Source organism: Mesorhizobium sp. P3_A10 (assembly GCF_056403175.1).
Map to the genome: position 1 here is coordinate 1,004,245 of NZ_JBFUFZ010000002.1, position 16,922 is coordinate 1,021,166.

Annotated in this window: 13 protein-coding genes; 12 read left to right on the forward strand and 1 reads right to left on the reverse strand. The window is 64.2% G+C overall.

The window, feature by feature from the left end; genetic code table 11:
- Window positions 1-50 precede the first annotated feature (50 nt).
- The 7 genes from AC1DXU_RS11715 to AC1DXU_RS11745 all read left to right on the forward strand — a co-directional run bounded on the left by AC1DXU_RS11715 (window position 51) and on the right by AC1DXU_RS11745 (window position 10,145).
- Window positions 51-2,402: a molybdopterin guanine dinucleotide-containing S/N-oxide reductase gene (locus tag AC1DXU_RS11715; protein ID WP_477368345.1), complete on the forward strand. Its 2,352-nt coding sequence runs from the start codon at window positions 51-53 to the stop codon at window positions 2,400-2,402.
- Window positions 2,403-2,414: 12 nt separating this feature from the next.
- Window positions 2,415-3,368: an ABC transporter permease gene (locus tag AC1DXU_RS11720; protein WP_477368949.1), complete on the forward strand. Its 954-nt coding sequence runs from the start codon at window positions 2,415-2,417 to the stop codon at window positions 3,366-3,368.
- The gene (locus tag AC1DXU_RS11725; protein WP_477368348.1) at window positions 3,365-4,243 is read left to right on the forward strand and encodes an ABC transporter permease; all 879 of its coding nucleotides are present in this window, start codon (window positions 3,365-3,367) and stop codon (window positions 4,241-4,243) included. The genes AC1DXU_RS11720 and AC1DXU_RS11725 overlap by 4 nt, the downstream gene beginning before the upstream one ends.
- A complete protein-coding gene (locus AC1DXU_RS11730; protein ID WP_477368351.1) occupies window positions 4,236-6,266 on the forward strand; it encodes a dipeptide ABC transporter ATP-binding protein in 2,031 nt (676 codons plus the stop codon). The genes AC1DXU_RS11725 and AC1DXU_RS11730 overlap by 8 nt, the downstream gene beginning before the upstream one ends.
- Before the next feature lie 398 nt (window positions 6,267-6,664).
- A complete protein-coding gene (locus AC1DXU_RS11735) occupies window positions 6,665-7,987 on the forward strand; it encodes an NAD(P)H-dependent oxidoreductase (RefSeq protein ID WP_477368354.1) in 1,323 nt (440 codons plus the stop codon).
- Window positions 7,988-8,007: 20 nt separating this feature from the next.
- Complete coding sequence (locus AC1DXU_RS11740; protein WP_477368357.1) at window positions 8,008-9,495, forward strand: xylulokinase; 1,488 nt, start codon at window positions 8,008-8,010, stop codon at window positions 9,493-9,495.
- Between the two features lie 65 nt (window positions 9,496-9,560).
- Window positions 9,561-10,145 carry a hypothetical protein gene (locus AC1DXU_RS11745; RefSeq protein WP_477368360.1) on the forward strand — a complete coding sequence of 195 codons (585 nt, stop codon included), beginning with the start codon at window positions 9,561-9,563 and terminating at the stop codon, window positions 10,143-10,145.
- Between the two features lie 64 nt (window positions 10,146-10,209).
- On the opposite strand, the gene AC1DXU_RS11750 is transcribed toward AC1DXU_RS11745, so the two are convergent.
- Window positions 10,210-11,172, reverse strand: coding sequence for a sugar-binding transcriptional regulator (locus tag AC1DXU_RS11750; RefSeq protein WP_477368363.1), 963 nt, complete (start codon window positions 11,170-11,172; stop codon window positions 10,210-10,212).
- A 399-nt stretch (window positions 11,173-11,571) separates the two neighbouring features.
- Between AC1DXU_RS11750 and AC1DXU_RS11755 the strand changes: the two genes are divergently transcribed.
- The 5 genes from AC1DXU_RS11755 to AC1DXU_RS11775 all read left to right on the forward strand — a co-directional run bounded on the left by AC1DXU_RS11755 (window position 11,572) and on the right by AC1DXU_RS11775 (window position 16,860).
- Window positions 11,572-12,582 (forward strand): ABC transporter permease, encoded by a 1,011-nt coding sequence (locus tag AC1DXU_RS11755; protein ID WP_477368365.1) that lies wholly within the window; start codon window positions 11,572-11,574, stop codon window positions 12,580-12,582.
- 116 nt (window positions 12,583-12,698) lie between these two features.
- Window positions 12,699-13,637, forward strand: coding sequence for a substrate-binding domain-containing protein (locus AC1DXU_RS11760; protein WP_477368368.1), 939 nt, complete (start codon window positions 12,699-12,701; stop codon window positions 13,635-13,637).
- 25 nt (window positions 13,638-13,662) lie between these two features.
- Window positions 13,663-15,171, forward strand: a complete 1,509-nt coding sequence (locus tag AC1DXU_RS11765; protein ID WP_477368371.1) for a sugar ABC transporter ATP-binding protein — start codon at window positions 13,663-13,665, stop codon at window positions 15,169-15,171.
- Between the two features lie 130 nt (window positions 15,172-15,301).
- Window positions 15,302-16,066, forward strand: a complete 765-nt coding sequence (locus AC1DXU_RS11770; protein WP_477368373.1) for an SDR family oxidoreductase — start codon at window positions 15,302-15,304, stop codon at window positions 16,064-16,066.
- An 8-nt stretch (window positions 16,067-16,074) separates the two neighbouring features.
- Window positions 16,075-16,860 (forward strand): SDR family oxidoreductase, encoded by a 786-nt coding sequence (locus AC1DXU_RS11775; protein ID WP_477368375.1) that lies wholly within the window; start codon window positions 16,075-16,077, stop codon window positions 16,858-16,860.
- Window positions 16,861-16,922 lie beyond the last annotated feature (62 nt).

Genomic DNA, 16,922 nt, shown 5'->3' on the forward strand with positions numbered 1-16,922 from the left:
CCTGACATGGAACCTCGCCGTTGCGGGACGATCCATCATTGACGCGTCCCATGGAGTCCGAAACCCTGCTCACCACCTTGCATTGGGGGACATACGAAGTCAGTGCCGAGAACGGCAGGCTTGTCGGCGTCGAACCATGGAGTGGCGACGCCGATCCGTCGCCGATCGGCAGGTCGATGCTCGGCACGGTACAGGGAGACCTGCGCGTTTCCCGCCCCGCCGTCAGGCGCGGCTGGCTGGAGGGAGACAGATCCAACGCCAACGGCAGGCGGGGCAGCGAACCCTTTGTCGAAGTTCCCTGGGAAACCGCATTGGACATCGTGGCTGCCGAACTGGACCGGGTTCGCATCGAGCATGGCAACGCCGCGATCTATGCCGGGTCCTACGGATGGGCGAGTGCGGGGCGATTCCACCACGCCCAAAGCCAGGTCCACCGTTTCCTCAACACCATCGGCGGCTATACAAGATCGGTCCTCAGCTATTCCTACGGCGCAGCCGAGATCATCCTGCCGCATGTGCTTGGCGGGACCGATGGGCTGACGGGCAATCATTCCACCTGGGACGGCATCGAGCGTCATAGCGAGCTGATCGTCGCCTTTGGCGGCCTGCCGTGGCGCAATGCGCAGATACAGGGTGGCGGCGCAGCGCGACACGAGGCGGCGGCGGCCTTGCGCAAAGCTGTCGGCAACGGCGCCCGGCTCATCAATGTTTCGCCGGTGCGCGACGACGCACCGCGCGGCGTCGAGACCGAATGGTTGCCGCTTCGGCCGAACAGCGACACCGCTGTGATGCTGGCTCTATGCCATGTCCTCATCAGCGAGGACCGTCATGACGAGCCATTTCTGGCGCGATACTGCACCGGCTTCGAAGTCGTGCGGGCCTATGTCATGGGAGAAACCGACGGCCAGCCGAAGAGCCCCAAATGGGCTGCCGCCCTGAGCGGCGTGGCCGAGGACAGGATCGTCGCACTGGCCAGGGAAATGGCTGGCAAACGCACCATGCTGATGGTCAGCTGGTCGCTGCAGCGTGCCGACCATGGCGAGCAGCCATATTGGGCGGCAATCACCCTGGCCGCGCTGCTTGGCCAGATCGGATTGCCGGGCGGCGGATTTGGCTTCGGCTATTCATCGACAAACGGTGCCGGAAGACCGGAGATGGGATTTCGCTGGCCGTCCCTGCCGCAAGGCAAGAACGAGGTGCCCCACTTCATACCCGTCGCGCGCGTTGCCGACATGCTGCTCGACCCAGGCGGCGCTTTCGAATTCAACGGCGCCGCCATGTCCTATCCTGACATCAGGCTCGTCTACTGGGCCGGCGGCAATCCTTTCCACCATCACCAGGATCTGAACCGCCTCGTCGAGGCGTGGCAACGTCCGCAGACGATCATCGTTCACGAACCCTTCTGGACAGCAACAGCGCGCCACGCCGACATCGTGCTGCCGGTCACCACACCGCTGGAGCGAAACGATCTCGCCTTTTCAAACCGCGAAAACCACGTGGTCGCCATGAAACAGGCGATCGACCCGGTCGGGGAGGCACGCGACGATTATCGCATCTTCGCCGACCTGTCGGCGCGGCTAGGCACACATGAAGCCTTCACCGAGGGGCGTGAGGCCGACGAATGGCTTCGGTTGCTTTACGACCAGGCCAGAAAGAATGCGAGCGCCGCCGGGATCGAGATGCCGCCATTCGACCATTTCTGGCATGACGGCCATGCCGAGCTCGTCCGGCAAGTCACGTCGCAGACATTGCTTGGCTCCTTCCGTGCCGATCCGGATCGGCACCGGCTGGCGACCCCGTCGGGCCGCATAGAGCTGTTCTCCTCGACGATCGATTCCTTCGACTATGACGACTGCCCAGGGCATGCCGTGTGGCGAGAGCCGCGGGAATGGCTGGGCAGCGACCTTGTTGGCCGGTTCCCGCTGCATCTTTTGTCACCGCAGCCAGCCGACAAACTCCACAGCCAATACGATCACGGCTCGGTCAGTCGCGCGGGGAAAGTGTCGGGCCGCGCGCCGTTGTGGATAAATCCAGTGGATGCCGCGCCGCGCGGCATCGAGGACGGAGCGATCGTCCGCGTTTTCAACGACCGAGGAGCATGCCTCGCCGGCGCCGTGCTGACAGAAGGCTTGATCCCTGGCGTCGTGCAGTTGCCTACCGGGGCATGGTTCGACCCTTCAGAGCCAGGACAATCGGGCAGTCTGGAAAAACATGGCAATCCGAATGTCCTGACAGCCGACCGAGGTACGTCGCGCCTCGCCCAATCGCCGACATGCAATTCGACGCTGGTTCAGGTGTCGCGATTTACGCAAGCTGTCCCGCCGGTGACAGCATTCGATCCACCTGTCACAGTGAGTTTACCCGACGTGTCCGGCATGCCCGAGCCAAAGGGTGCTTCATAAGGAGTCGATGCCATTTTCTCCTTTCTCGTCCGGCGTGTTTTTCTGTCGCTCGTCACGCTGTTCCTGCTCAGCGTAATGGTGTTTCTGGGCGGCCAGGTGCTGCCCGGAAATGTCGGGCGCGCCATATTGGGGCCGTTTGCCGACCAGCGCGCCGTCGACACGCTCAATCACACGCTCGGCGTCGACCGTCCGCTGCTCACCCAATACGGCAGCTGGATCTGGAACTTCATCCAGGGTGACATGGGCACGTCCTATATTTTCCGCTCGCCGGTGGCGCCCTTCGTCATCGATGCGCTGGGCAATTCGATGAAACTGGCGGCGGTTGCCTTCGTGCTGGTGGTGCCGATCGGCATTCTCGGTGGCGTCATCGCGGCGCTCAATCTCAACCGGCCGCTCGACCGCATCATCAGCCTCGGCGGCCTGTCGGTGACGGTTCTGCCGGAATTCGTCACCGGCATCATCCTGATCCTGATTTTCGGAGTCTGGCTGCGCTGGCTGCCGATTTCCGCCGCATGGCCGCCCAATTCCGGCTTCTTCACCCAGCTCTACTACCTGATCCTGCCTTCGCTGCCGCTGTTCCTGGTGCTGTTCGGCTACATCGCCCGCATGGCGCGCTCCGGCATGATTGAGGCGCTCGATTCCGACTACACCAGAACCGCCGTGCTCAAGGGCCTACCGTGGCGCACCGTGATCTGGCGGCATGTGCTGCGCAATGCGCTGCTGCCGACCATCACCGTCATTGCGACACAGACCGGCTATCTGATCGGCGGCCTCGTCGTCATCGAAACGCTGTTTCGCTACCAGGGCATCGGCTCGCTGATCTTCACCGCCGCGCGCGGCAAGGATTTTCCGATCCTCGAAGCCGGCATCCTGACCATCGGCATCGTCTATGCGGTGGCGACACTCGCCGCCGATTTTCTCTATTCCGTGCTCAATCCGCGGATCCGGCTGGGGACAGACCAATGAGCGCCACCGAGACCAGCCTACCGACGCCCGACGACACCAGCCGGCGCGGACCCATGGCCGAAGTTTTCTTTTCGCTGCTGCGCTCCGGCACGTTCCTCACCGGCCTTGTCATCGTACTGTTCTGGGTCGCCTGCGCGCTGTTCGGCGAGCATTTCGCGCCCTACGATCCGCTGGCCGACGACATCATCAACGCACTGGCGCCGCCTTCGGCCGAGCACTGGTTCGGCACCGACCAGATCGGCCGCGACGTGTTCTCGCGCGTCATCGTCGGCTCGCGCGACATCCTGACGGTCGCGCCATTGGCGACCTTGCTGGCCACGATAGCAGGCACGGCACTCGGCCTGTTCACCGGCTATTTCAGAGGCATCGTCGACGACATCATCAGCCGCATCCTCGAAGCCTTCATGGCGATCCCGGTGGTCATCGTCGCGCTGCTTGCCATCGTCGCGCTCGGGACGTCCAAGACCACGGTCATCGTCGTCATCGGCCTCAGCTTCGCGCCGATCATCGCCCGCACGGTGCGCTCGGCGGTGTTGGCCGAACGCGAACTCGACTATGTCGCCGCCGCACAGCTCAGGCACGAAAGCGCGCTGCACGCGATGTTCGTCGAGATCCTGCCGAATGTCGTTCCACCGATCCTGGTCGAAACGACGGTGCGCCTCGGCTATGCGATCTTCGCCGTCGCCACGCTGAGCTTCATGGGTTTTGGCATCCAGCCGCCCTCGCCCGACTGGGGGCTCTCGATCTCCAGCAATTACGGCATGATCGGCGGCGGCTTCTGGTGGACGGTGCTGTTCGATGCGCTCGCCATCGCCTCGCTGGTCATCGGTGTCAATCTGGTGACCGACGGCGTGCAAGGGGCGCTCAATGACTGAGAAGGCCGCCAACGCGCTCGAACTCTCCGACCTCTCCGTCGCCTACCGTGTCGGCGGCCGCAACCGCGCGGTGCTGCGCAACCTCAGCCTGACCATCGGCCAAGGCGAAGCCTATGGGCTGGTCGGCGAATCCGGCTGCGGCAAATCGACGGTGGCACTCACCGTCGTTCGCTACCTCCCGCGCAATGGCTCGATCACCGGCGGCGCGATCTCGCTCGACGGCCAGGACGTGATGAAGCTCGACGCCGAGGCGCTCAGGCGCGCCCGCGCGGAAAGCGTGTCGATGGTCTATCAGGATCCCGGCAAGGCGCTGAACCCGTCGATCCGCATCGGCCGCCAGCTGACCGAGATTTTTGAGCTCGGCGGCGTTACGGGACAGGCTGCCACCGACAAGGCAATCGCCATGTTGAACCGGGTGCGGATTTCCGATCCGGTCAGCGTCATGCAGCGCTATCCGCACCAGCTGTCGGGCGGCATGCAGCAGCGTGTGGCGATCGCCATGGCGCTGGCCAACGACCCGACCATGCTGATCCTAGACGAGCCGACGACCGGCCTCGACGCGACGGTGGAAGCCGAAGTGCTCGACCTGATCGCGCAGTTGCGCCAAGAACTGTCGGCCTCGATCCTGTTCATCAGCCACAACCTCGCCGTCGTCTCCAACATGTGCGACCGGGTTGGCGTCCTTTATGCGGGCATGCTGGTCGAGGAAGGGCCGACGGAGGCCGTGTTCAACGATCCGCGCCATCCCTACACGGTGGCGCTGCTGCGCTGCCTGCCGCGCGGCGGCCAGCGCAAGGATCAGGGCCGTCTCGACACCATTCCGGGCTTCCTGCCCAGCCTCGGCGCCGCCATCAAGGGCTGCGCCTTCGCCGATCGCTGCGCGCTGGCGACAGACCGCTGCCGCTCAGAATTGCCACCGCTCTACGATCTCGGCGGCCGGCTGTCGCGCTGCCACTATCACGAACAGGCGCAATCGCTGCCGCGCGCCACACCGAGCGATGCGGCTGCCGCCGCGCCGAAGGCTGCCGCCGAACCCGTATTGCGCGTCGAAGGGGTGAACAAGACCTATGCCAGCCATGGCCATGCGCTGCGGGCGGTGAAGGATGTTTCGGTCAGCCTGAGGCCCGGCGAAACGCTCGGCCTGGTCGGCGAATCCGGCAGCGGCAAGACCACCTTCGCCAGGCTGCTGCTCGGCCTGGTGCCGCCGGACGAGGGCGGCAGGATCGAACTCGAGGGCAAGCCGCTGGCGCCGCGTCTGGACAGCCGCACCGCCGACCAGATCAAAGCGATGCAGATCGTCTTCCAGAACCCGGATTCGGCGCTCAACCGCTCGCATTCGATCCGCCATCTGATCAGCCGGGCGCTGAAGCGGCTGGCGGGCTTGAGCGGCGCGGCATTGCAGGCTCGCCTCGATGAACTCGTCCGTTCAGTGCGGCTTACCGACCGGCACCTTGCCGTCAAACCGCGCCAGCTCTCAGGCGGGCTGAAGCAGCGCGTCGCCATTGCCCGCGCCTTCGCCGGCGAGCCGCGCATCGTCGTCTGCGACGAGCCGACTTCGGCGCTCGACGTGTCGGTGCAGGCGGCGATCCTCAATTTGCTCGCCGACCTGCAGTCGAAGGAAGATGTCAGCTACATCTTCATCTCGCATGATCTTGCAGTGGTGCGTTACCTCTCCGACCAGATCGCCGTGCTCTATCTCGGCCGCATCATGGAACTCGGCCCTTCCGAAAATGTCTTTGCCGGCCCGCATCACCCCTATACGGAAGCACTGCTGTCGGCGGTGCCCAAGCTCGACCAGACGGAGACGTCGCGCATTCGCCTCGACGGTGAAATCCCCAGCGCCACCCATCCGCCATCGGGCTGCGTGTTCCACACGCGCTGCCCGCGCAAGATCGGCGCGATCTGCGAGCAGCAGGAACCGCCGCTGGCCGAGGCTGAGCCCGGCCACACGATCCGCTGCCATATTCCCTATGCGGAACTGGCGAGATTGCAGAAGCAAATGGTGCAAGCGGAGCCGGCCTGAGCGTCTTTTCGACTCAATCGGCCATGCCGAAGGCGCGGTTGCCTTCCGCAAACAGGCGGGCCGTAGCGCTCTGTCGCGCCCCCCTCTGGCCTGCCGGCCATCTCCCCCTCAAGGGGGGAGATTGGCAGATTTGATGTGCCGCTGATCCTGCAATTCTGAAATTGGCGACAACGGCTGGCTACGGCCGATCTCCCCGTTGAGGAGAGATGTTCGACAGGACAGAGGCGGACGCTGTCCCGCCAGCATCAAAGGCTTTCCATTCACCGCGTACAGTCCAACCCCGACTTGAATCCTGCCGCCATTGCCAAATTGCCGGTTGAAATATTGTTCTTTTAGAAATAGGAATGTTCAAATAATGATCTGGACGCTGCGGCGCGTCAGGAACTGGAGGAAGCGACATGTCCCATCCGCAATTTGCAGCGGAACTTTTGCAGCGCGCTGAAAGCCAAGGCCCGATCACCATCGGGCTTGCCGGCGCGGGGCAGATGGGCACCGACATCGTCGTTCAGGTCGCCTTGATGCCGGGCATGCGGATCGGTGCCATTTCCGAGGTCAGGCCGCAAGCCGCGATCGACGCCGCACTGCTCGCCGGCCATGACCGTTCCGACATCGTGCATGCGCCCAATGCCTCGGCCATCGATCGCGCCATCGAGGCCGGCAAGATCGCAGTGACCGAAGATTTGCATGCGCTGGCGTCGGCCGGCCGCATCGACGTCATCATCGACGCCACCGGCAATCCCAACATCGGCACGCTGTTTGCGCTCGAGGTGATGAAGAACGGCAAGCACATCGTCATGCTCAATGTCGAGGCCGACATCACCATCGGCCGCTTCCTCAAGGAAGAAGCGCGCAAGGCCGGCGTCGTCTATACCGGTGCCGCCGGCGACGAGCCCGCCTGCACGTTGGAGATCATCGGCTTTGCCAGAAGCCTCGGCTTCAACATCATCGCCGCCGGCAAGGGCAAGAACAATCCGCTGAAGATCGACGCCATGCCGGCCGACTACGAGAAGGAAGCGGCCGAGCGCAACATGAATGCGCGCATGCTGGTCGAATTCGTCGATGGCTCGAAGACGGCGATCGAGATGGTGGCGATCGCCAACGCCACCGGCCTGGTGCCCGATGTGCCCGGCATGCACGGCCCGACGGCGACGCTGGAGGAACTCGCCAGCGTGCTTTGCCCGCGCGAGGATGGCGGCGTGCTGCACCGCAAGGGCGTGGTCGACTATTCCATCGGCAAGGGCGTGGCGCCCGGCGTGTTCTGCATCATCGAGACAAGGCATCCGCGCGTGCTGGAGCGCATGGTCGACCTCAAGGTCGGCAAGGGTCCGTATTTCACGATCTTCCGCCCCTATCATCTGACCAGCCTGGAAGTGCCGCTGTCGGCGGCGCGTGCCGTTGTCTACAAGCGCGCCGACATGGAGCCGCTCGACCATCCGGTGGCCGAGGCGGTGGCGGTCGCCAAGAGCGATCTTGGCCAGGGACAGTCGCTCGGCATGATCGGCGAGAACGACTATCGCGGCTTCGCCATGACCTGGGAGGACGCACGTGCCAAGGGCGCGCTGCCGCTCGGCCTCGCCGAACGCGCCAAGGTGGTCAAGCCGGTCAAGACCGGTGAATTCCTGACCTATGAAAATTGTGTACCCGACGATTCGATGGTGATAACCCAGATTCGCCGCCGTCTCGACCAGTCGGACGGGCGGTTCGTGACCAACGCCGCCTGACGCCGCCGGATTTCCACCTGATGGACGATGTCGTAATCGGGATCGACGCCTCGACGACGGCCGTGAAGGCGATCGCTTTCACGCGCGACGGCGAAGAATTGTTCCAGGCACGCGAGGCCTATCCGCTCGCCAATCCCCGGCCCGGCCATTTCGAGCAGGACGCCGAACATTGGTGGACAGCGCTGCTTGGCGCGCTGAGGCAGGTGACCGAGGCGGTTGGCGATTCCCGGGTGGCGGCCATCTCCATCGCCCACCAGCGCGAGACCTTCACGCTGATCGGCCATGCCGGCAAGCCGCTCATTCCCGCCATACTGTGGCTCGATGAGCGCGCCCGCCCTCAGGTCGCGAGGCTCTCGGCCGAACTCGGTCGCGAGGCCATCCGCGACTGGAGCGGCAAGCCGCCGGACCCGACGCCGGCGCTTTATGCCATCGCCTGGCTGGCCGAACACCAGCCGCAGGCGCTCAACCAGGCAGCGGCGCTTGTCGACGTGCACGGCTTCTTCGTCCACCGGTTGACCGGACGGCTGGTTACCAGCACCGCAAGTGCCGACCCGCTCGGGCTTCTCGCCATCGAGAATGGCACTTGGCATCCCAAGCTTGTCGCGGCAGCCGGTCTGCGGCCAGAGCAGTTGCCGGAACTTGTGGCGCCGGGCGCCGTCTGCGGCGGCCTTGGAGAAAGCGTGGCACGACTGACCGGGCTGAAGGCCGGCACGCCTGTTGTCGCCGGCGCCGGTGACGGCCAGGCGATGGGGCTCGGCATGGGCGTCCATGGCGAGGGCAAGACCTATCTTTCGCTTGGTTCCGGCGTCGTCAGCGGCTGCCATTCCAGCACCGTCACCACCTCGGATGCATTTCGCACGCTGGTCTCGCCGACCGGCTCGGGATTCATGCTGGAAACCGTGCTGCGCTCGGGCATGCAGCTGGTCGACTGGATCATTCGCACCACCGGCTCGCCATCCGCAGCAGTGCTGGAGAAGGCAGCCGTGAAAATTGCCGCCGGCAGCGACGGGCTGCTGGTCATGCCCTATTGGGCCGGCGTGATGAGCCCCTACTGGGATGGTGCTGCGCGCGGCGCCATTGTCGGCCTGTCGCTCGATCACCAACCTGCGCATCTGTTCCGCGCGACGCTAGAAGGCATCGCTTTCGAGCAAGCCATCGCCACCGAGGCGATGGAAGCACAGACCGGCGGCAAGCCGACGGCGATGATCGCCGCCGGCGGCGGCACCAACTCAGCGCTGCTGATGGCGATCATGGCCAGCGTGCTCGAACGGCCGATCTCGATCTCGCCGGTCAACGAGGCAGCAGCGCTCGGTGCCGCCATGCTGGCGGCCTCGGCAATCGGCTGGTTTGCTTCGCCGGAAGAGGCGGCCAAGGCAATGGCCGCTGCGCCGGCAAGGCAAGTTGATCCTGTCGAAGCGCTGGTACCAACCTATCGGGCGCGCAAAGCAATCTATCGCGACCTCTATCATGCGACGCGCGACATCCACGCGCGGCTGGGCGCGGCCTAAATCGAGCGGCGGTTTTGCGTCCGGCCTCGCCGTGCTAGGTTGTGGAGCGCGGCGGACGATTGCTCATGAAGACAGCATTGCATCTTGCGGCCTGGCTTGTCGCCCTGGCGACAGTGACGACATCGGCGCTTGCCGGCGACGCGCCGGCATTCGAGCTCAAGCTCGACATCGACCGAGACGGCAAGATGGACCGCGCCGTGGTGATGCAGGACGATACCGGTTCGGCCGACCTCTACATCTATCTGGCGATGGGCGAGGAAAAGCCCGGCCCCTCGCGAAAGCCCGATTTCGTCAGGAAAGCGCTGACCGAGGACCGGGTCGTCGATCTCGAAGCCAAGGGCAAGGGATCGCTGGCGATCACCTCCTGCTTCGGCTGCGGCGCCACCAAATCGACCGAAGAGACGCTGACCATCGTCTATCGCCACGGCAGCTTCCTGGTCGGCGGCTACAGCCGCAGCTGGCACTGGGGTATCCGAACGTCCGATGACACCGTCGAGACGAAGCAGGGCGACTGCGACATCAATTATCTCACCGGCAAGGGCACCGTCTCCAAGGATCTGGAAGCCAGCAGGCCGATCAAGGGAAATTTCAAGCCCGTACTGCTGAAAGACTGGTCTTACGAGAAGCGCCCCAAGGTCTGCGAGTTCTGATTGGCTGAATCTGTCTTTGCGCCATTTCGGACGGAAAACCGCTCCGCGCTTTTCCGGGAATTGCTCAACCGTTGAGCAGGCCCTTGGCCGCATCCTCGTCGGTGATCAGCACCGAAATCTTGTTGCTGGCGAGTGCTGCCCGCATGACGGCGATTTTTTCCTGGCCGCCCGAAACCAGGATGGTGTTGGGAATTTCCGACAGATCCTGCAGCGGATAGGCACAGACCCGCCGATTGACTTCGTGATCGACCGGACGGCCCTCGGCGTCGACGAAATGGCACAGGATATCGCCAACGGCGCCGGCGGCCTGCAATTCCTCGAGCTCGCTGGGCTTGATGAAGCCGTAATTGGCAATCGGGCTCTCATTGGAAAACGAGCCGACACTGAGCACGGCGATGTTTGCCCGGCGCGCACGAAAGACGACGTCCTGAACGCTGCGCTGGCTCATGAAGGCGTCGCGCTGCTCCGGCCTGTCGGCATAGACCGGCACCGGCAGCAGGAAACACTCCGCACCGATCTTTTCGGCGAACTCCCATGCGCTTTCGGTCGGGTTGAGCGGCTGCGCATGGGTGAGACCGCCCAGCATCGACACCACCGTCGTCCTGGCGATCGGCCGCCGCGGCAGTTCCTTGATCGCGAATTTCAGCGTCCGGCCCCAGCCGAGCGCAATGACGTCGCCAATGTTCACATTGTCGGCGAGGTAGGTAGCAGCGGCATGGCCGATCATCAGCGGCGCGTTACTCCTGTCGGCGGCCGAGGGCACCACGACGGCCTGGCTGAGGCCAAAACGCTGCTTCAGGTTCTCCTCCAGAACCACGCATTCGACGACTGTGTCGCGAATGCGGAACTGGACTATGCCCTCCTCACGGGCGGCGGACAGAATGCGATGCACCTTGATGCGGCCGATGCCGAGGATCTCGGAAATACGCTCCTGCGTCAGGCCCTCGACATAATAGTGCCAGGCCGCCCGTGCCTTGAGCTCGGCGTCCGGGAAGCGCGAGGTCTTCTCGTTCTCCATCACCGCCATCTTTTTGTCCTCCCGCGGCCGTGCGTAGCGGCCCGATGCTTTTCAACCGGCATTTGCAAACGGAGCAGCCGCCTGGCGTCCCTCGACATATCGTCGCGCGAAATGAAAACCGAAATAGTCAACATTTACTTTGTCTTGGCCGCCTGCCGCTGTTCAGCCGGCTAAAATGATCAATAGAGAAAATCCGCACTTAAAACTCGACATTCCGCGCCCTTTCGTAAGCCAAACCGAACTGCAGCGCAAACCAGCGTCGAATGAAGCGGCAGGCCTTGACAATTTTCCGACGACCGGTTTAGCTGAACAAAGTTGCATATCAAAGATAAATTGTTCACGAGGGAGGGGCTTGGTGAACAAGAGCGGATGGCGAGGCATCGCCGTTTTGCTGGTGGAGGAGACGAATTGGCTGTGAGCAACGACACAAGCGAGTTGAAAGCCGGCACCGGTGCGCAGGCCGCGGCGGGCGCCAGGCTTTCGGCGCTGTTTGCCGGAACCATGGGACCGCTGATCGGACTGCTGCTTTTGTGCCTGGCGCTGACGCTGACCACCGACACGTTCCTGACCATGCGCAACATCCTCAACGTGCTCGACCAGATCACCGTGCTCGGCATCATGGCGATCGGCATGACGCTGGTGATCCTGATCGGCGGCATAGACCTGTCGGTCGGCTCGGTGCTGGCGCTCGCCGCCATGGTGATGGGCTATGTCGCCCATCCCGACTATCTCAATCTCGGCCTTGCGGCGGGTGTCGTCGCGGCCCTCATCGTCGCCGGCCTTTGCGGGCTGGTTTCCGGCATGCTGGTGACCATCACCAGGCTGCCGCCCTTCATTGCGACGCTGGCGATGATGTCGGTGGCGCGTGGCCTCGCCAACATGATCACCGACGGCTCGCAGATCGTCGGCTTTCCCGACTGGTTCACCAACCTGTCGATCATCCGCCATTTCGGTTTCCTGTCTGTCACCGTCGGGTTGATGATCGTGCTGTCGATCATCTTCGCCATCTTCCTCAACTACCGCGCCACCGGCCGCAGCCTCTACGCCATCGGCGGCAGCGCCGAGGTCGCCCGGCTCTCCGGCATACCGGTCAAGTCGCTGACCAACTGGGTCTACGTGATCTGCGGCGTGCTCGCCGGTCTCGCCGGCATCGTGCTCGCCGCGCGGCTCGATTCGGTGCAGCCGAGCTCCGGCCTCGGCTACGAACTGGACACGATCGCCGCGGTGGTGATCGGCGGCGCCAGCCTGTCGGGCGGCGTCGGCTCGATCGGCGGCACCGTGGTCGGCGTCCTCATCATCGGCGTTTTGCGCAACGGCCTGAACCTGCTCGGCGTCTCGCCTTTCATCCAGCAGGTGGTGATCGGCGTGGTGATCGCGCTGGCAGTGGCCACCGACACCTGGCGGCGAAGGACGCAATGAGATTCGCCCGATCTTCGGGCGGAATACGGATCGGTTGATCCGAAACTGGGAGTGTTCGGCCAAGGGCGCGAGGCTGCGCCGGCAGAACTGATTGACCTTATCAACGGAGGAATAACATGCTGACCAAACGTTCACTCTTGCTCGCCGCCGCGGCCGTCATCCCGCTGCTCGGCCTCACCGACATGGCTTCGGCCAAGGACGCCAAGAAGCTCGGCCTGGCCGTCGCCAATCTGCAGGCCGACTTCTTCAACCAGATCAAGCAGTCCGTCGAAGCCTACGGCAAGGAAAAGGGCATCGATATCGTCACCGTCGACGCCAAGGGCGATTCGGCAACGCAGGTCAGCCAGGTGCAGGACCTGATCACGCAGAACATCGATGCGCTGATCTACATTCCGGCCGGCGCCACCGCCGCCACGGTACCGACCAAGACCGCCAAGGCTGCCGGCATTCCGGTCATCAATGTCGACCGCAACGCCGACGGCGCACCGGGCGACACTTTCATCGCCACCAACAGCGTCGCCTCGGCCCAGGCGGTTTGCGACTACATCGCCAAGCAGGCCGGCGGCAAGGGCGAGTTGATCATCATCCACGGCCAGAAGGGCACGACGCCGGAAGTCGACCGCTCGAAGGGCTGCGGCGAAGCGCTCAAGGGCTACCCCGATATCAAGGTGGTCGGCGAGCTGTGGAGCGAAGGCTGGCACCAGGACGAGGGCTTCAAGCTGACGCAGGACCTGTTGCAGGCGCATCCCGACGTCTCGATCGTCATCGGTCAGGCCGATGCGCTGGCGCTCGGCGCGGCACAGGCCGTCAAGGTCGCCAATCCCGGCCACAAGGTCTGGGTTGCAGGCTTCGACGGCGACGTGGCGGCGCTGAAGGCGCTGAAGGACGGCGTCTTCGACGTCACCGCGACGCAGCAGACGCAAGGCATGGGCCGGCTCGCCGTCGATGCGGCGATCAAGCTGGTGGCCGGCGAGAAAGTCCCCGCCGAAGATCTGCAGGACGCGACGCTGACCACCAAGGACAATGTCGAGCAGTTCATCGCCAAGCATCCTTGAGACTTGAGAGTTGACGAGCGCAACGATGTCTCCTGACCCACGCCTCAGCGAAAGCCCGCACAACGGGCTTATCGTCCATGGCCTCTGCAAGAGCTACGGACCGGTGCAGGTCCTGGCTGATGCAAGCTTCGAGGTGCAGCCGGGCGAGGTCGTGGCGCTGCTTGGCGAAAATGGCGCCGGCAAGTCGACCGTCTCCAACATCATTGCCGGATCGACCAAACCCGATGCCGGCACCATCACCTGGCGGGGGAAACCCTATTCCCCCGCATCCCCCGCCGCGGCCATCGAGGCCGGCGTCGGCATGATCCACCAGGAGCTGAAGCTGCTGCCGGACCTTTCGGTGGCCGAGAACGTCTATGTCGGGCGCCTGCCGATGCGCGGTGGCCGCATCGACCGTGCGGCCATGAACGCGCAGGCCTCTGCACAGCTCAAGCGCCTCGGTCTCGACGTCTCGCCGGAGCGCAAGGTGCGCACGCTGCGCATCGCCGCCCAGCAACAGGTCGAGATCGCCAAGGCGCTGACACTGAATGCCGAACTCCTGATCCTCGACGAGCCGACCGCAGCCCTTGGCGGCGAGGAAACGGAGCTTTTGTTCCAGCAGATCCGCAAGCTCAAGGCCGAAGGCATGTCCTTCATCTATATCAGCCACCGGCTGGACGAGATCGCCCAGATAGCCGACCGCGTGGTGGTGATGCGCGACGGACGCATCGTCGCCCGGCATGAGCGCGCCGATATTCCGGTGCGCACCGTGGTCGAGCAGATGGTCGGCCGCTCGGTCGAGCGGATGTTTCCGCCACTGTCACCGCCGGGAGCGGACACGCTGCTCGAAGTCGAGAACCTGTCCTCGCCCGAACGCAGCTTCAACAACGTCTCCTTCTCGGTGAAGTCAGGTGAGATCCTCGGCATCGCCGGGCTGATCGGCGCCGGGCGCACCGAACTGGTGCGGGCGATCGCCGGTGCCGATCCGATCTCGTCGGGCTCGGTGCGCGTTGCCGGCCAAACGGTGCATCTCAGCGGACCGGCGGCGGCAATCAAGGCCGGCGTCGTGCTGGTGCCGGAGGACCGCAAGGCACAAGGCGTCGTGCTCGACCAGACCATCGGCGAGAATCTGGCGTTCGGCAATTTCGACCATGTGGCGCCGAATGGCTGGGTGTTTCCCAAGGCGGTGCAGAAATTCGCCGAGGCCGGCATCGCCCGGCTCGGCGTCAAAGGCAAGCCTGGCCAAGCGGTCAGCAAGCTTTCCGGTGGCAACCAGCAGAAGGTGATCATCGCCAAATGGGTGTCGCGTCCGCCCAAGGTGTTCATCCTGGATGAGCCGACGCGCGGCATCGATGTCGGTGCGCGCGCGGCGATCTACGATGTCATCGCCGACCTTGCCCGCTCCGGCATGGCGGTGGTGGTGGTGAGTTCCGACCTCGAGGAAGTGCTCGGCCTGTCGCACCGCGTGCTGGTGCTGAGCCGTGGCCGCCAGCGTGGCATTCTCGACCGCAGCGAGGCCAGCAACGTCGCCGTCATGGAACTCGCGACAAGTTAGGGTGACGCAAAGTATCGGAACACAGCGCAGCAGGTGATATCCTCCCAAGGACCGGACCGCGCGGGGCGCCAGCAAAAGACTGGCGCCCCTTCATTTCGAGTGGCCGGCAGTTGGAGCAGAGGGACCGACGATGAAACTATTCGATCTACATGGAGACGTAGCGCTGGTGACCGGAGCCGGCAGCGGCATCGGGCAAGCGATCGCCATTGGCCTGGCCGAAGCCGGCGCCGATGTCGTCTGTTTCGGCCACACCTCCAAGGGTGGGCTGGACGAAACAGCGCACAAGATTTCGGCACTTGGCCGCAAGGCGCTGGTGCTGACTGGCACGGTGACCTCGGAGGCCGACCTCGCGGCGGCGATCGAGCGCACCGAGAACGAACTCGGCGCGCTGACCATCGCCGTCAACAATGCCGGCATTGCCGGGGCCGAACCGGCCGAGACGATGTCGCTGGAGACCTGGCAGAAAATCTACGACGTCAATGTCAGCGGCGTGTTCCTGTCCTGCCAGGCCGAGGCGCGCAGGATGCTGACGCGGCGCAAGGGCTCGATCATCAACATCGCCTCGATGTCGGGTTCGATCGTCAATCGCGACCTGACCCAGGCGCATTACAATTCGTCGAAGGCCGCGGTCATCCACATGTCGAAGAGCCTCGCCATGGAATGGGCCGATCGCGGCCTGCGGGTCAATGTGGTCAGCCCCGGCTACACGCTGACGCCGATGAACAAGCACCCGGAAGTCGCCGAGCAGGTGAAGATCTTCGAGCGCGACACGCCGATGGGGCGCATGGCAACGCCGGAAGAGATGGTTGGCCCGACCGTGTTCCTGGCCAGCCGCGCTTCGAGTTTCGTCACCGGCGTCGACCTGATCGTCGATGGCGGCTTTGTCTGTTGGTAGGAGGAAAAATGCAGAAGCGTTTCGAGGGAAAGACGGCCGTCATCACCGGCGCCAGCGGCGGCATCGGGGCGGCTATGGCGAAACGCTTCGCGGCTGAGGGTGCTGCGGTCGTTGTCAGCGCCATCGACCCGCGTGTCGACGAGGTCGCCGCCAGCCTGAAGGCGGCCGGCGCCAAGGTGGCGTCGCTGCGCATGGACGTGACCAAGAAGGATGAGGTCGCCGCCCTCTACGATCTGGCCGAACGAGAATTCGGCCGCGTCGACATCTCGGTGCAGAATGCCGGCGTCATCACCATCGCCAGGATCGAGGCGATGACCGAGGCCGAATGGGACAAGGTGATGGCGGTCAACACCAAGGGCGTGTTCCTGTGCTGCCAGGAGGCAATCGCGCGCATCCGCAAGCATGGCGACGGCGGCCGGCTGATCAACACCGCGTCGGGCCAGGCACGGCAAGGTTTCATCTACACGCCGCACTACGCGGCGTCGAAGTTCGGCGTCGTCGGCATCACCCAGAGTCTCGCCAAGGAAGTGGCCAAGGAAAAGATCACCGTCAACGCCATCTGCCCGGGCATCATCGACACCGACATGTGGGCCTATAACGACGCCGCATGGGGCAAGTTGATGGGTGACTACAAGCCCGGCGAGTTGATGGCCGAATGGGTGAAGAACATCCCGATGGGTCGCGCCGGCAGCGGCGAGGACGTCTCTGGCCTCGTCAGTTTTCTCGCCAGCAGCGACGCCACCTACATCACCGGCCAGACCATCAATGTCGACGGCGGCCTGATCATGTCGTGAGCAAGCTGTTCACGCCGTAGGCAAAGCCCGCCCGGGCCGACGCTGGAAGCGTCGGGGACCAG

Excerpts from the sequence above, each read along its gene's own strand:
- AC1DXU_RS11750 (WP_477368363.1), bottom strand. The coding sequence starts at position 11,172 with ATGGCGGTGATGGAGAACGAGAAGACCTCGCGCTTCCCGGACGCCGAG.
- AC1DXU_RS11730 (WP_477368351.1), top strand. The coding sequence starts at position 4,236 with ATGACTGAGAAGGCCGCCAACGCGCTCGAACTCTCCGACCTCTCCGTC.
- AC1DXU_RS11765 (WP_477368371.1), top strand. The coding sequence starts at position 13,663 with ATGTCTCCTGACCCACGCCTCAGCGAAAGCCCGCACAACGGGCTTATC.
- AC1DXU_RS11770 (WP_477368373.1), top strand. The coding sequence starts at position 15,302 with ATGAAACTATTCGATCTACATGGAGACGTAGCGCTGGTGACCGGAGCC.
- AC1DXU_RS11715 (WP_477368345.1), top strand. The coding sequence starts at position 51 with ATGGAGTCCGAAACCCTGCTCACCACCTTGCATTGGGGGACATACGAA.
- AC1DXU_RS11760 (WP_477368368.1), top strand. The coding sequence starts at position 12,699 with ATGCTGACCAAACGTTCACTCTTGCTCGCCGCCGCGGCCGTCATCCCG.
- AC1DXU_RS11775 (WP_477368375.1), top strand. The coding sequence starts at position 16,075 with ATGCAGAAGCGTTTCGAGGGAAAGACGGCCGTCATCACCGGCGCCAGC.
- AC1DXU_RS11735 (WP_477368354.1), top strand. The coding sequence starts at position 6,665 with ATGTCCCATCCGCAATTTGCAGCGGAACTTTTGCAGCGCGCTGAAAGC.
- AC1DXU_RS11725 (WP_477368348.1), top strand. The coding sequence starts at position 3,365 with ATGAGCGCCACCGAGACCAGCCTACCGACGCCCGACGACACCAGCCGG.
- AC1DXU_RS11745 (WP_477368360.1), top strand. The coding sequence starts at position 9,561 with ATGAAGACAGCATTGCATCTTGCGGCCTGGCTTGTCGCCCTGGCGACA.
- AC1DXU_RS11740 (WP_477368357.1), top strand. The coding sequence starts at position 8,008 with ATGGACGATGTCGTAATCGGGATCGACGCCTCGACGACGGCCGTGAAG.